Raw genomic sequence first — 13,889 nt, 5'->3', positions numbered from 1 at the left:
CCCGTGGTAGCATGAATCGACGAGACTTTCTCCAGCTCAGGACGCGCGGCAGAGAACGCGTCCTCGAGTTGTCGTGTGAGCGTCTCTACATGCGCTATGCGGATGCCCGGTCGGGCACCGGCCTCGCTCAGGAGCAGGACGAAGTCGACACGGACCCGCAGTCGTGGGACGGCGAGCCACCGACGGAGATCGTGATGCCCACAACCACCGAGCTCTTTGCGGAGTTGGAGCGGGAGCTGTCGAGCACAGACGTGCTCCGGGTGCTCGACCGTGACTGGCTCACCGGTGGGGCCTTCCGGCAGGAGGTCGAGGCGCGGATCAACGTCTTTCGGCGCGGCGGGGGACGCGTGGAGTTTCAGGACTCGAGTCGGCGGTCGATGAGGAGCGCACCCGGGATCCATCTCGCTCTCGTGGCCTGCTTGGGCGCCGCCACAGCCCTCGGTGCCTGCGCGTCCGACGTGCCCGAGGCTCCGCCGGACGACGTGCTACAGGAGCGGGTCGAGGCGGCTATCGCGCGCGCGTCCGACGTCCCCGCCGACTCGATCACCGTCGCGGTCAGCGCTGGGGTCGTGACCCTGACCGGCTCGGTCGTCTGCGAGGAGTGCGGAGGTCGCCGCACGCCCCCCGGCTTCGGGACGGTTCAGCAAAGCCTCGGCGCTGTCGTCCGCGCCATACCCGGCGTGCGGAGCGTCGAGTTCGATTTGCGGTATCAGCGACCCGCCGGACCGCCCGGCGGTGCGGGCGGGTAGCTTACCCTCGTAGCTCCATCCATCGTTCAGCGAGCTCCCGGTACGCAGGCGTACCCATGATTTGAGCCACGGTCTCCGGCGCTAGGCGGCGGTCGGGTCCGCGCCCGAACTGCCCCTCGTCCTTGAGCTCCAGAATCATCGTCTCGTAGAGCTTCGCAGCTGCCTGGTAAACCTGCACCCCTTGGATGTCCATCCGCAGGCCGGTGTCGCGCACGTCTCCCACAGGGATGTTCAGCGCGATGAGGGGAATCGGCACGTTGGCGGCGATCTGCGCGACCTGATCGCTCCGCATCCCGACGCAGAAGAAAGCGTCGGCCCCAGCCTCGGCGAAGGCGGTCCCGCGACGGATCGCCTCGGCAGCGTCACCCCGATTGGGGCCCAGAATCAGGGAATCGGACCGGGCAATGACGACGAAGTCCGGGTCCGACCGACCCTCGACGGCAGCCGAAATCCGCACGAGCATCTCTTGGAGCGGCATGAGCTCGCTCCTACCCTGACCCATGTGCTTCGGGTTGCGGGTGTCCTCGATGTGCAGCCCCGCAATGCCGGCCCGCTCGTACGCCCCGACACTACGGTACACGTTGAGGGCGGTCTCACCACCCTGGTCGGCATCGACGATCGCCGGCACCGACACGCCCCTCGCGATCCGTCCGCCAATCTCTACGAGCTCCGTGAGGTCGACGAGCCCCCAGTCCTCGATCCCCAGGTGCATCCCGGCGATCATGTTGCCACCGACGTAGATCGCATCGAAGCCGTTGAGCTCGGCGAGCCTGGCCGTAAACACGGTATAGGCCTCCGGGACGACCGTGACCTCCGGCGTACGGAGCAGATCTCTCAACCTGGCGCGCTTCGTCTCATGCAACCGCCCAACGCTCGTCCAAGCGTAGCCCCAGCGACTGCGCGTAGCGCCGAGCCTCGGCAAACTCCTCGCTCGTCACGGCTCGACCGATCTCCTCGAAGCGTCCCTCGCTCACCTTCCCCGCCGGACGGTACTGGTCCATCACGTTCACGTACGTGCCGGGTCCCAACTGCTCGGCCAACCACTCGAGACACGCCCTGGTCTCGTCCAGGAGGCCTGGCATCACCAGGTGTCGCACCAGCACGCCCCGGGTGGCCAGCCCACGCTCGTCGCAGACGAGCCGCCCCACCTGTCCGTGCATCTCGAGGAGCGCGGCTCGGGCGGCCTCGGGGTAATCCTCAGCCATCAGGTATCGTTTGGCGGCGGCGGCTGACCACAGCTTGAAGTCCGGCATGTAGATGTCGACGATCCCGTCCATCCAGCGGAGGCTCTCGAGGCTGTCGTAAGCGGACGTGTTGTACACGATCGGGAGGCGGAGCCCCATCTCGATCGCCGGCACGAGGGCCTCGAGCAGCTGGGGCACTACGTGCTCGGGTGTCACGAAGTTGATGTTGTGACAGCCCTTCGCCTGCAGCATGAGCATGAGCGTGGCGATCTGATCCGCCTCCAGGCCCGGCTCCGACGGCCCCGGTCGTATGGCCTGGCTGATGTCGAAGTTCTGACAGAAGACACAGCGCAGGTTGCAGTGGCCGAAGAAGATCGTGCCGGAACCGTGCCATCCTCGCAGGCAGTCTTCCTCGCCGAAGTGCGCGAACGCCGAGCTCACCACCGCGTGACGGCCCGTCTTGCAGGCGGACCACTTCCCGGCCAGCCGGTCGACCGCGCAGTCGCGGGGACACAGCCGGCATTCCGCGAGGGAGGCCACGGCCTCTTCCGCCCGGTGCGCGATCTCACCGGTGGGGAGGTCCAAGTATACGGGTCGGACCATGGGGGGAAGTTACGGCGGAGCGGGCGCTCGTGGCCACAGTCCTCGCACTGGCCCGAGCGAAAACGTGGGCGTTCTTATTCGTCCCGTCAGGCGACGACCCCGCGCCCTCAGCCCCCCAGCTCGGCCAACGGGGCCGACGCCGTCCCCAGCTGGTCGATTTCCATCCCCATGCGCTGCAACAGTGACAGGTGGAAGCGCGTGAGATCTGTTGGCTCGGCGTACTCGATGAACCGACCGGTCGCAATCCGGCGCAAGCTCATCGCGGTCCGACGGCACGCGAAGGCCACCCCGCGCTAGTGAGTCACGGCGTAAATGAAGTAGTTCACGCCGATCCTGAAGGCTTCGCTGGTGGGGTCGACCGGATACCACCCCTCCGCGGCCCACTCCCACAGATCGCCGATGTCGGCCCCCGCGTTGGCGATCGCGAGCAACCGCTTGCTCTTGTCGTTGTCCTCAAAGAGCCCCCAAAACTCGGGCGTACCGTACTTGCGTGGGCCCTCCAGGTACATCGTCAACGGCTCGAGCCTGTAGAACGAGTCCCAGATCGGCTCGGTGCCGTCGAGGAGGATGAAATGCAACTCGGGAAACACGCGGCTCATCTGCGCCACGAGATTCGCCATCTCGAAATCGAAGAAGTCGTCGAACATGACCACGCCACCCTTGAGCAGGTACGCGCGTAACCCCTCGGCCTCGCTCTCCGTCACTCGCCACTCGTCCGGCTCGGACACGTAAGCGACGGGAAATTGCATCAGTCGCGGGTCGTCGAACGTGAGCACGTTGCCACCCATCGCCAACTCTCGCGTGCGGATGAGGGTCAGCTCGCGCAGAATCGTCGACATGTTGACGTCGGCGTCTGGATAGTCATGCGCCCAACCACCGTACCGGCCGTACCCGCCATAGGGGGAAGCGGTCTGGATCCGCAAGAACGTCAAGGACCCCTCGTAAGGATAGTAGGCGCAGCACCCCTGCACGGCGCGATCGCTTGCGGGCGTGGACACCGGCGAGGGGAGGTGGCCGTCCCGAGTCGAGACAATCCATGCCGTGGCGGCGAACGTCAGGGTGGCGGCGCCCAGGAGAGCAGTACGGATCGGCATCAGTCCAAACCCGTCGAGACCCTGCGGATCTGCATCAGCCGGGGCAGGCGCTGCCCGTCCGCTCGCCCCGGACCCAAGCGGCCAGCATCTGCCACTCCGGGTCGTCCATCGACCTCCAGCGCCGCGGACCGTTGTGCGTGTAATCCCCGCCGCCCTCGAAGGCGAGAGGATGCATGAGAAGTCGGCTCCGGGTCGGCTCCCCGGGTTCGATCAGCCGCATCGCCACCGAGAAGTTGCGCCTCGACTCCACCTCGTTCCAGAAGTCACGCCCGTCCCCGATGGCTCGGGCGAACCCCGCTGCCCCACCTCCGTGGCATTCGGTGCAGGGGAGGGCTCCAGGCGTGGTGTTCAGGAAGATCCGCTGGACGCAGCTCTGGAAGAACTCGAAGTCCACGGTGGGCGGAAGATCGGCCACGACTTCTCCGCCCACAGGGGCGCCGGCCGTGCCCACCCACTCCGCCAGAAGCTGCCACTCCGGATCGTCCTTCGACGCCCAGAACACACCGCCCGTATGTCGCCCTCGCCCCCCCTGCGCGTTGGCCAGCGGGGCCCTGAGCAGCCGACTGTTGTCCGGATCCCCTGGCGTCACGAGCCGGGCCACCTCGACGAAGTTCCTGCCCGACTGCTCTTCCGTCCAAGAGGTCGCCCCGCCCGGTCCCTCCTCGAGGGACTCCAGCTTGAGTGGGGCATTGGTCTGCCAGGTATGGCACATCACACAGGACGGCCCGCCGGGGTTGTCGAGCGTGAAGCCGCCACGCAGCCTCGCGAAGATCGGCTCCACGTTGGCTACGTAGAAGTCGAAGTCCAGGCCGGTAGCTTCTGCGACGGAAGCGACCGCCGGGTCCAGCCCGCCGCCGCAGGCAGTCGTAGCGAGCAGGACGGCACCCACGAGCACGCCGTACCGGGCCGTGCCCGGTCGGATCCGCTCGCCCCCACGTCTTCCGCCCAGCCGGGTCCGCGCGCGCTCCTCTCCTCCCCTCACCGTCCGCCGCTCCCGATCTCCACCCGATCGGCAGGAATCACCGCGGTGTGCACGCGCTTGGGCGCATGCCCCACCTGAATGCGCTTCACGACCTCGAGCCGCTCCAGATCCACGACCACGGTCTCGCCCGCTCCCGTGACCGCTACGAAGAGGTACCTGCCGTCCGGCGATGACGTGGCCCAGTCCGCTCCTCCCCCTCCGATTCCGACGAAGACTGACCCGATGTACTCCAGATCGGGAAGCGAGTATCCGTACACCGAGCTGGTGATGCGGCTCACGTCCCACACCGCCGAGTTGTCGGCCAGCACCTCGAGACCGTGGCTCGGTCCGTCCTGACGTCCGTCCGCGTTGATCTGCGAGAGGGGAACGGGGGGTGGACTGATGAAGTCCACGACCTCCCTCGTGTCCCAATCGATCACGTAGAAGCCGTGATGCTCGCTCGCCTGGGCGAAGATCCGCCGTGGGGAGCCGTCCGGGTTCGACTCGATCGCCAGGGGGCGCGTCCGAAGGCCCTTCACCGGTATGCCCCAGGCGACTTCGTCGGTGCTCGTGTCGATCACCTGGATCGACGGGTCCTCGGGGCTTTCCGGGCCCGGCGCGAGGCTGGCCACCGCCCAGCGGGAGTCCTCGGTCACGTAGATGTTGTGGACTCCGCGGTGCATGCGGATGGTCTTGATCACCTCGTGCGTGTCGATGTCGATGACGTCCGTGAAGGGCCCGCCGCCCCTGATCCCGACATAGAGCTTCCGGAGCTCCTTGCTGATCGAGATGTTGTTGGGCCGCCCCGAAAGCGGGATGTGGTCGACGATTTCCAACGTGCGTGTGTCGACCACGTCGATGCGGCTGTACATCTCGTTGGAGAAGTAGTAGTAGAGGCCCTCCGGATGCTCCGCGACGCCATGGACATGAGGAAGGCCTTCGATCACGGCCAGCACCTCGTGCGTCTCGGGATCGATGAGGTGCGCGTTCGTCCCGGCCGAGTTGGTCTGGATGATGCGTGCCACCTGGCCGCTCTGCGCCGCCAGCGGCGCAGCGACGATCGCGGCAAGCACGGTGCAGAGCAGGATTCGTGTACTCCTCACGTTCAGCATCGCAACGCCTCCGTCAGCTGGTAGCCGCCATGTACAGCCCTGTTCTGCCGAGTAATCGGGATCGGACATCCAACTCCGCCCGTCCTCTGGGGCCACAGAAGCCTGGCGTACATGATACGGCGTTGCCCGCCTACGCGCACAAGATCCGGGATCCACAGTCGTCGGTCGGCGGTTGGCCTCGCACCGCTCGGGCTGTCCGGTAAGTCAACCCTGGCCGAAAGGCGTGGTCCGAGGCCGAATCGGCCATCCGGGCGCCCTCATCGCGTTGTACGGTGGACGTCGGGCGGCTGTCGGTCGGGACCGACGTGTATATCGCAGGAACTATGAACTTGATATCCATTCGTATCCTGGATTAGCTTCCATTGAGGACAGTTAGTGATATCTACCGTACGACACATCTGGGAAATGGCAAAGCGAAAAACGAGTATCGAGATCGACGTGGGGCTCCTCGACCGGGTCCGAAGCGCCCTGGGAACGTCCACCATCAAAGAGACGGTTGAAGAGGCATTCCTCGAAGTTCTCCGCGAGCGAGCTCGCCGGGACGAGGTCGACGCGTTGGCACGCATGCGTGGTATGGACCTCGACGACCCGCAGGTGATGACCGGGGCGTGGCGAACGTGACTGCCCGCTACATGGTGGACAAGAGTGCCCTCGAGCGCATGCCGTTGGAGCCGGTTCGCGAGCGCCTCGGTCCGATCATCGACGCGGGAACGGCAGCTACCTGCTCGATCATCGATCTCGAAGTACTCTTCAGCGCGCGAAGCCACCAGGACTACCTTGCGATCCGCGAGCGACGACGGCTCGCTTACGCCCAGATCCCGCTGACTCAAGACATCTTCGAGGGTGCGATCACCATTCAGGCGAAGCTCGCCGAGATGGGCCAACACCGGCTGCCCATCCCCGATCTCATCATCGCCGCCTGCGCCGAGGCGAACGGGCTCACCGTCCTCCACTACGATGCCGACTTCGACCGCATAGCCGCCGTCACCGGACAGCCCGTCGAGTGGGTCGTCCCTCGGGGAAGCGTGTGAACGACAGGGGCGGGCGAAACCTCGAGTCGGGTTGGCGGGCTACGGGGGCTCCACCAAATCAGAACACCGCGATCGGATTGAGCGGCGAACCGGTGCCACCCGTTACCGGAATCGGACCAGCGGTCAGCATGAACTCCCAGCGGTTCAGACGGGCCGCTGTCTCGGCGAGCGCCTCGAGGTCCATGTTGTCGAAGATGTTCGAGCCGAGGCCGGCGATCAGAAAGGTATGGACCGGCTGCGTGATGCCTTCGACCATCGACGGCATCACATCGGTCGCCGCATCGCTCCCCACGAACGCGACGTCGCGTTCCTTGATCCAGGGGAGGACGGACGCGTGCAAGCCGGCGCTGTTCCCCGACAGTTGCCAGGGTCCGAGAGCTTCGCGTCGCGCCCAACGGCCGGTGCGGATGAAGATGACGTCGCCGGCCGAGACGGTGACGGCGGCTTGCCGCTCCCAGGCCTCGATGTCCTCGATGTAGATCGGTGTCCCGGGCTCGAGGTAGGGCACGCCCTTGAGGCGGGGGAAGTCGAGCAGGATGCCGCGCGTGACGATGCCGTTCTTGAGGTTCTGGATGCCGTTCTTGCTGCACCCCTCGGACGTGCTCGCCGACGTGGGAACGTCGTTGTAGAGCCGGCCGTTGTGGGCAAAGTGGCAAAGCGCATCGATGTGGCTCACGCCGTAGCCGTGGTAGGTGAAGCTGTAGGTGTCGCTGCGGAAACCTCGGCCCATGGTGTGTTCGAACGCGGTGACCGGGTTGTCCGGAGCTGCTTCCGGCATCGGATTGTGCGAGAGCGACACGGTGATCCCGCTGCGGACCAGTGCGGCCGCCTCACGGATCTTGGCCGGGGTGATCAGATTCAGCGTCCCGCGCTCGTCTGACGCGCCCCAGCGCCCCCAATTCGAGAGCTCGCGGAACATCACGTCGAACTCCTCGAGGTTGCGTGGAGCCCGTGTTCCGTCCTGGGCCTCGAGCACCATGGTCGCCCCGCCCAGGCCGAGCGTCATCACGACTGCAGACACCACCACCGAAGTCGTCAACCTCACGTTCATCGCTTTCCCCCTCTGGTTGGCACGCAGAGCTCGTCGCACGACGGGTCCACTGTTGGGATCTGGACCGCTCGCCACAAGGTCCTTGCTCACAGGGATAAAACGGATAGGAACTCCAACCGCGCTATCAAGGATCGGCGCTTCAACCGCCCTAGCGAAGCGAGAAGCGCGGTAGGTCGTGTTGTGGGATGGGACACGGAGAGGGGCCGCGGCGTGGGGCCGATCGCCGTTGTCGAGGGAGGTGGGGAGGCGTCGCACTGAAGGAGTGGGACGAGGGGATGTTCAAACTGGCGGAGGGAGGTAGCCGAATGGCTCAACTACGCGTACTTGTAGTGGCTACGCCTGGGATACTTGGGACGTTTCATCCGGCCTCATCAGGTAGCGAAGCTCGGAGCCATGCACTAACGCCGTACGTCGCCGAAAACGCGTACGAGCGGGTTGTGGAACGCCTGCGAGCATCACCGGGGATGGAGTTGACTCCCGTTCTTCGTGCGCTCCTCCACCGGCTTACCCGCGCAGATCATCGGTCTGCCGGACTGCGGGTAGGTGCGGGTTGGCCAGGCCGACCTGGTGATCTTCGACTACGATCGCGTCTAGGACAAAGTACTTCGCTCCGCTCACGCCGTTCCAGAACGAGCTAACCCCCGGGCTATCGCCCGTCCCCTCCAATAGCCCCGGGTTTTCCGCACACATCTACCTGCAAGGACTGGTAGAACTTCAGTATTGACAAGTAGTTATACGTTGTTCCAAAGTAGCCACACCCCAATGATTTGGCGGCACTGCGAACGCCTCGGGGCAGATTCCCCGGCCCTTGCAGGAGTACGGGATTAGCCGCTCGTGGCCGCAGTCCTCGTATCGCGCACTGGGTGGGCCAGACGGTAGAGTGGCGGTCCTACTAGTCCGCCCGTAACGCAATGATCGGATCGACCCGGCTAGCCCGCCGCGCGGGGATTGCGTTTGCCATCAGAGCAACGCCGGCCAATGCGACGGCCACCACCACAAACGTGATCGGATCGAAGGGGCTGATCCCAAACAGGTAGGCCGACAGGAACCGCGTCAGCATCACGGCTCCGACGAGGCCCAAAGCGACACCGGCGCCCACCAGCATCACGCCTTGCCCCATGACCATCTTGAGCAAGTGGTCCGGCCGTGCGCCCATGGCGATCCGCAGACCGAACTCGTGGGTCCGACGGCTTATCAGATACGATACCACACCATATAGGCCGGTGACGACCAAGATAAGCGCCACAGTTGCCAGGGTGGACGCCATCGCCACGTAGAAGCGCGGCCGGTCCAGGGCCGTCGAGATTTTACTCTCCATGGTGCTGAGCGTTAACGTCAGGTCGTTCTCGTCTACTGACAGGACGGCACGACGCACGGCATCGGCGACCTTCAACGGGTCCCCGGCGGTCCGCACCATGACCGTTCGATCCTTAGCCTGGAACACGAACGCGGTGCTGTACACCTGGGGTCTCGGTGGCATGCCCAGGCCGAGCGTTTTGACGTCTCCCACGACGCCGACCACCGTGAACTGGGGTGAGGGCGGATAGCGGTTATCCGACTCTCCGGCTTCCATGTCGTTCTGACCCCAGTAGAAGATCTTCCCCAGCGGATCCTTGCCCGGCCAGAACTGTCGTGCCATGGCCTCGCTCACGACCGCCGGCGCCGCCGTTGGTCGCTCGACCCCATCGTCATCTTGTTCGGTGAACTCACGGCCCCTGACTACGGGAATCCCCATGGTGCGAAAGTAGCCAGGACTCGCATAACGGAAGTCGGCTCTCAGGTTTTCCTCGAACGTAGCCCTCGGTCGATCCTGGATGGTGATGGGCCAAGTGTCGTCACTCAGGTTCAGCGGGGGCGCTCCGACACTGCTGACGGATCGTACGCCGGGGACGGCTTCAACCCGAGCCGTGATGTCTCGATACAGGGCGGTGATCTGAGGCCAACCTTGGTATTTCCCGAGCTGCCAGGGCGGCAAGCGCACGTCCACCGTGAGGACACCGTCGTGATCAAACCCGGGGTCCACTGACGTCAGGCGCGCAAAACTGTTGATCAGCAACCCGGCGCCGATGAGCAACGTCAGCGCGAGCGCCACTTGCGACACCACCAACCCCCGGAGGAGAGCGCTCGCCTTGGTAACGGTGCGGCCTCCACTCTTCTTGAGCGTCTGACCCACATCGGTTCTTGAACCCCATAGCGCGGGTACCACGCCGAACAGTATCACGGTCAGGAGTGATGCGGCCCCCGTGAAGGCGACTACTCGCCAATTAACGGCGGCGTCGGCTAGGCCCAGGACGTTACCTGGGAACAGAGAAGTGAGAACCACCGTGCCGAAGTACGCGACCGACAAAGCGGCGACGCCGGCCAAGGCACCAAGTAGGCCCGCCTCGATGAGCAGTTGACGGAAGATACGCGCCCGTCCGGCACCCAGTGACGCACGCACGGCGAATTCCCCTTCTCTCACCACCGACCGTGCCAATAGCAAGGTCGCGACATTGACACAGGCGATGAGCAGCACCGCTCCAACCACCCCCATGAGCAAGGCGATGGCCGGACCGTAGAGACGTCGCGGGAGGCTTTCCTGTGGCAGGAGGGCGACCTGGTATCCGGCGTTTGTCTCGGGATGCGCTTCGGCGATCCCGGCGGCGATCCCGTCCAGGTCGGCCTGAGCCTGCTCGACAGATACTCCCCGGCGGAGGCGACCGACGGCGTTGAGCTGATAAAGCGACCGGGCGCTCCAGTTCACGCGGGTCCGACCCAGCGGCACCAGCATATCGGGCGCGATGAGCTGGAGTCCCGTCGTGCCGAGGCTGGGCGGTGCCTGGAAATCCGGAGTGAGTACCCCCACGACTTCGAGGTTGACTACGGGACGACGGCCCCACCAATGGTGGAACCTAAGAGTCTTGCCGAGGATCTCCGGGTCGCCGCCGAATTGCCGCTGCCAGAAGCCATGGGTCAGGATCACCTCGAAATTCACGAGTTCCGTTGGCCACACGGGTGGGGGCAGTAGCGGATCGGGCGAGAAGCTTCGGCCGAGCTGGAACTGGGCGCCCAGCATCGGCAAGAAGTCCTCGGAAACCCCCAGTGCTCTGGTGATCGTCGACGTTCCGTCGAGCACGTAGTTATCCAACGAGGTCGCCGCGAGGTACTCGAAGGTGCTGTTGAGGGCCGAGTAGTCGAGGAAATCGCCCGCCGACACCCTGGGTCTCCCAGGACCCAAGGCGTGCTGCATTTCAGGGCGCTGAACCGGATACTGCTCGAAGATGTGGACCAGGCGGTCCGGCTCGTCATAGGGAACGGGCTGATCCATCACCGCGTCCACTACACCGAAGATCGCGGCGTTGGCGCCGATCCCGAGCGCGAGCGTCAGGACGGCGAGGGCACTGACCCCCGGCGTGCGGAGGAGTTGCCGCCATCCGTAACGGAGATCCTGGATCCAGCCGTCCGTCGCACCGCCCTTCCTGGAGCCGTCACCTCCGAACCGGCCCCCCGACGGCTGTACGCTGCCCCAGGCAAGCCGCTCCCGGACAGCCTGCGACAGGAGCCCTCGAAGCTCGGCCAGGAGGAACCGCAAGTAGCGGAGACGGCCTCGCGCGCGGAAGTCCCGCTCGAGAGCCTGAAACGCTTCGAGCATGTCCGGCCCGTAGTCGGCGCGGTGCTGGGAGGGGTAGGCCCGTAAGGTCAAGCGGTAGAGGCGCTCGCCGACGCTCATCCTACGCTCCCGCCCGAGAACCAGGGGCTCAGTTGCTTATCGCGAGACATGCTGACGAGCTCGGCGAGCCGGTCCGTATCCGCTCTCACGACGAGCTTCCCCAGGGCGGTGAGCTGGTAATAGCGCCTGCGCGTGTCGTCGAGCTCGGGGTCAGCCCGCCCCTCGGCACTCTCGATGAGCTCATCGGCCAACAGCCTTTTGATGGCGGCGTAGAGAGTCCCCGTGCTCAGGACGATCGACTCGGCGGTACGCCGTTCGATCTCCTTGATGATCGCGTAGCCATGACGCTCGCGGTCGGCGAGGGAGAGGAGGATATGAAATACCGGAGGGCTGAGTGGCAAAAAAGCGCCGGGATCGCTACTCATGGGCTTCCCTTGTGCCAAGTAAGTCGCACGACGCCATAGTATGGCGGTGACCGCGCGAATTCAAGAGCCCACGGATGATGCGAAAGAGTCCGTCACCGATCGGCTCTATCCTTGCTCACCCAACCCTCCGCTCCTACCCTGGCCCCACACGCCACTCCAGCCGGCAGACCCCCGAGATGATCGATCGCCTTCGATTCGTCGCCCGACGACACTTGATTCGGGGAGCGACCTGCACCGCCTTCGTCAGTCTGCTTGGCACCTTCACCGCGTCGATCGCCGGTGGGCAGTCCACCGCGGACGGCCAGTCCACCGCGACCGGGCCGTCCATCCTGGATGCCTACAGTCCCGTAACGGATGCGATGCTCGTCGACCCGCCCGACGGCGAGTGGTTGATGTGGCGCAGAACATACGGCCACTGGGGATACAGTCCACTCGATCAAATCAATCGGTCCAACGTCGACGAGCTCCGCCTCGCGTGGGCGTGGACGATGGAGCGTGGGAAGCAAGAGACGACACCTCTCGTGCACGACGGCGTCATGTTCCTGCCGCAGGCCTGCGACTTCGTCGAAGCGGTGGACGCCCGCGACGGAACGCTCTTGTGGACGTACCGCCGGGAGCGCGTCGAGCACATCGCGAGCCTCGCGTGCGCCAACCGGAACGCGGTGCTCTTCGGCGACCGAATTTTCCTCGCGACGCACGACGCGTATCTCGTGGCCTTGGACGCGCGCACCGGGGAGGTCGAGTGGGAGCAGCCGGTCGGCGACTGGACGATCGGCCACCACTACTCCGGCGGTCCCCAGATCATCGAGGGGCAGGTCGTGGCGGGCATGTCGGGCTGCTACTTCATCAACACGCGATGCTGGATCTCGGCCCACGACCCGGAGACCGGCGAGGAGCTGTGGCGGACGTACACCCTCGCGCACTCGGGGGAGCCGGGCGGCGACAGTTGGGGTGATGTGCCCGACGAAGAACGGCGTGGCGGCTCCGCCTGGATCGCACCGAGCTATGACCCGGAGCTGGGGCTCATCTTCACGGGCGTGGCCGTGCCGGTCCCGTGGGGCACCGTCCAGCGGGGCACCGTCGGAGACGCGCTGTACACGAACTCGACGCTGGCGCTCGACGCCCGCACCGGTGAGATCGTGTGGTATTTCCAGCACCTTCCAGGCGACGAATTCGACCAGGATCACCCGTTCGAACGCATCATCGTGGAGACGGAGGTGGCACCGGACGCCAGCGCGGTCGAGTGGATCAGCCCCACGATCACGCCGGGGGAACGGCGCAAGGTCGTAACGGGGATACCGGGCAAGCCCGGCATCATCTGGACTCTCGACGCGGCGACGGGCGACTTCCTATGGGCCCGCACCACTCACTTCCAGAACGTGATCGTCGGCGTCGATGCCGAGGGCCGGAGAGGGATCCTGAACCCGGAGCTGAAGCATCCCCAGATCGGTCAGGAGGTCATCGTCTGCCCACACCTGGGCGGCGGCACCAACTGGCAGGCAGCGGCCTACCATCCGGTGACGAACGCGCTCTACTCCTCGGGAAACAACACATGCATGGAGTACACGCTCGATCCGGTGGAGCCGACCGTGGGCATGTACCACAACTCCGCGTCCTACCGGCGGATCCACGTCCCGGGTTCCGACGAGAACGTGGGCGTGTTCACCGCCGTGCACGTCGCGACCGGAAGGACGCTTTGGCAGCACCGTCAGCGGGCGGGAATTGGCGGCTCGGTGCTCACGACCGGCGGAGGCCTCGTCTTCGTGACCGATGATGCCCGCCGCTTTCGCGCCTTCGATGCGGCGACCGGCGAGGTCCTCTGGGAGCAGATCCTCAACTCCACCGCTGGCGGTTACCCTGTGAGCTACAGCGTCGACGGAGTTCAATACATCGCGATCGCAGCAGGTGGGGGACCGAACACGCTCTCGCTCACGCCCGAGATCCAGCAGCGCTCCGGCGGGAACACTCTTTTCGTGTTCCGGCTGCACTGAGCGCCGAAGCTGAGCCACCCTCCCTGGGAGACCAGAAGG

The 13,889-nt window shown here is 65.4% G+C and carries 13 protein-coding genes; 4 read left to right on the top strand and 9 right to left on the bottom strand.

What is annotated here, in order from left to right; genetic code table 11:
• Positions 1–11: 11 nt before the first annotated feature.
• Complete coding sequence (locus IIB36_08920) at positions 12–749, top strand: BON domain-containing protein (protein MCH7531862.1); 738 nt, start codon at positions 12–14, stop codon at positions 747–749.
• Between the two features lies 1 nt (position 750).
• Here the strand turns inward: IIB36_08920 and IIB36_08915 are convergent, their stop codons facing one another.
• The 6 genes from IIB36_08915 to IIB36_08890 form a co-directional block, all read right to left on the bottom strand.
• Entirely contained in the window at positions 751–1,611 is an 861-nt protein-coding gene (locus IIB36_08915) for an isocitrate lyase/PEP mutase family protein (protein MCH7531861.1), read from the bottom strand.
• Positions 1,604–2,536: a radical SAM protein gene (locus IIB36_08910; protein ID MCH7531860.1), complete on the bottom strand. Its 933-nt coding sequence runs from the start codon at positions 2,534–2,536 to the stop codon at positions 1,604–1,606. The genes IIB36_08915 and IIB36_08910 overlap by 8 nt, the downstream gene beginning before the upstream one ends.
• Before the next feature lie 107 nt (positions 2,537–2,643).
• A complete protein-coding gene (locus tag IIB36_08905) occupies positions 2,644–2,796 on the bottom strand; it encodes a hypothetical protein (protein MCH7531859.1) in 153 nt (50 codons plus the stop codon).
• A gap of 33 nt (positions 2,797–2,829) precedes the next feature.
• A complete protein-coding gene (locus tag IIB36_08900; GenBank protein ID MCH7531858.1) occupies positions 2,830–3,630 on the bottom strand; it encodes a DUF4159 domain-containing protein in 801 nt (266 codons plus the stop codon).
• 34 nt (positions 3,631–3,664) lie between these two features.
• Positions 3,665–4,612, bottom strand: a complete 948-nt coding sequence (locus IIB36_08895) for a hypothetical protein (protein ID MCH7531857.1) — start codon at positions 4,610–4,612, stop codon at positions 3,665–3,667.
• Entirely contained in the window at positions 4,609–5,703 is a 1,095-nt protein-coding gene (locus IIB36_08890; GenBank protein MCH7531856.1) for a hypothetical protein, read from the bottom strand. The genes IIB36_08895 and IIB36_08890 overlap by 4 nt, the downstream gene beginning before the upstream one ends.
• A 405-nt stretch (positions 5,704–6,108) precedes the next feature.
• Between IIB36_08890 and IIB36_08885 the strand changes: the two genes are divergently transcribed.
• Entirely contained in the window at positions 6,109–6,324 is a 216-nt protein-coding gene (locus IIB36_08885) for a hypothetical protein (protein MCH7531855.1), read from the top strand.
• A gap of 11 nt (positions 6,325–6,335) precedes the next feature.
• Complete coding sequence (locus tag IIB36_08880; GenBank protein MCH7531854.1) at positions 6,336–6,734, top strand: PIN domain nuclease; 399 nt, start codon at positions 6,336–6,338, stop codon at positions 6,732–6,734.
• Positions 6,735–6,792: 58 nt separating this feature from the next.
• Here the strand turns inward: IIB36_08880 and IIB36_08875 are convergent, their stop codons facing one another.
• The 3 genes from IIB36_08875 to IIB36_08865 form a co-directional block, all read right to left on the bottom strand.
• Positions 6,793–7,785, bottom strand: a complete 993-nt coding sequence (locus tag IIB36_08875; protein MCH7531853.1) for a cyclase family protein — start codon at positions 7,783–7,785, stop codon at positions 6,793–6,795.
• An 892-nt stretch (positions 7,786–8,677) separates the two neighbouring features.
• Positions 8,678–11,494: an ABC transporter permease gene (locus IIB36_08870; protein ID MCH7531852.1), complete on the bottom strand. Its 2,817-nt coding sequence runs from the start codon at positions 11,492–11,494 to the stop codon at positions 8,678–8,680.
• Positions 11,491–11,859, bottom strand: a complete 369-nt coding sequence (locus IIB36_08865; protein ID MCH7531851.1) for a helix-turn-helix transcriptional regulator — start codon at positions 11,857–11,859, stop codon at positions 11,491–11,493. The genes IIB36_08870 and IIB36_08865 overlap by 4 nt, the downstream gene beginning before the upstream one ends.
• Positions 11,860–12,035: 176 nt before the next feature.
• On the opposite strand from IIB36_08865, the gene IIB36_08860 reads away from it, so the two are divergent.
• Positions 12,036–13,850 (top strand): PQQ-binding-like beta-propeller repeat protein, encoded by a 1,815-nt coding sequence (locus IIB36_08860; protein ID MCH7531850.1) that lies wholly within the window; start codon positions 12,036–12,038, stop codon positions 13,848–13,850.
• Positions 13,851–13,889 lie beyond the last annotated feature (39 nt).

The organism is Gemmatimonadota bacterium, from assembly GCA_022560615.1.
Lineage (GTDB): Bacteria > Gemmatimonadota > Gemmatimonadetes > Longimicrobiales > Gaopeijiaceae > UBA1138.
This window is presented reverse-complemented; position numbering and strand designations above follow the sequence as displayed.

Excerpts from the sequence above, each read along its gene's own strand:
- IIB36_08920 (MCH7531862.1), top strand. The coding sequence starts at position 12 with ATGAATCGACGAGACTTTCTCCAGCTCAGGACGCGCGGCAGAGAACGC.
- IIB36_08910 (MCH7531860.1), bottom strand. The coding sequence starts at position 2,536 with ATGGTCCGACCCGTATACTTGGACCTCCCCACCGGTGAGATCGCGCAC.
- IIB36_08905 (MCH7531859.1), bottom strand. The coding sequence starts at position 2,796 with ATGAGCTTGCGCCGGATTGCGACCGGTCGGTTCATCGAGTACGCCGAG.
- IIB36_08900 (MCH7531858.1), bottom strand. The coding sequence starts at position 3,630 with ATGCCGATCCGTACTGCTCTCCTGGGCGCCGCCACCCTGACGTTCGCC.
- IIB36_08890 (MCH7531856.1), bottom strand. The coding sequence starts at position 5,703 with ATGCTGAACGTGAGGAGTACACGAATCCTGCTCTGCACCGTGCTTGCC.
- IIB36_08885 (MCH7531855.1), top strand. The coding sequence starts at position 6,109 with ATGGCAAAGCGAAAAACGAGTATCGAGATCGACGTGGGGCTCCTCGAC.
- IIB36_08880 (MCH7531854.1), top strand. The coding sequence starts at position 6,336 with ATGGTGGACAAGAGTGCCCTCGAGCGCATGCCGTTGGAGCCGGTTCGC.
- IIB36_08875 (MCH7531853.1), bottom strand. The coding sequence starts at position 7,785 with ATGAACGTGAGGTTGACGACTTCGGTGGTGGTGTCTGCAGTCGTGATG.
- IIB36_08870 (MCH7531852.1), bottom strand. The coding sequence starts at position 11,494 with ATGAGCGTCGGCGAGCGCCTCTACCGCTTGACCTTACGGGCCTACCCC.
- IIB36_08865 (MCH7531851.1), bottom strand. The coding sequence starts at position 11,859 with ATGAGTAGCGATCCCGGCGCTTTTTTGCCACTCAGCCCTCCGGTATTT.
- IIB36_08860 (MCH7531850.1), top strand. The coding sequence starts at position 12,036 with ATGATCGATCGCCTTCGATTCGTCGCCCGACGACACTTGATTCGGGGA.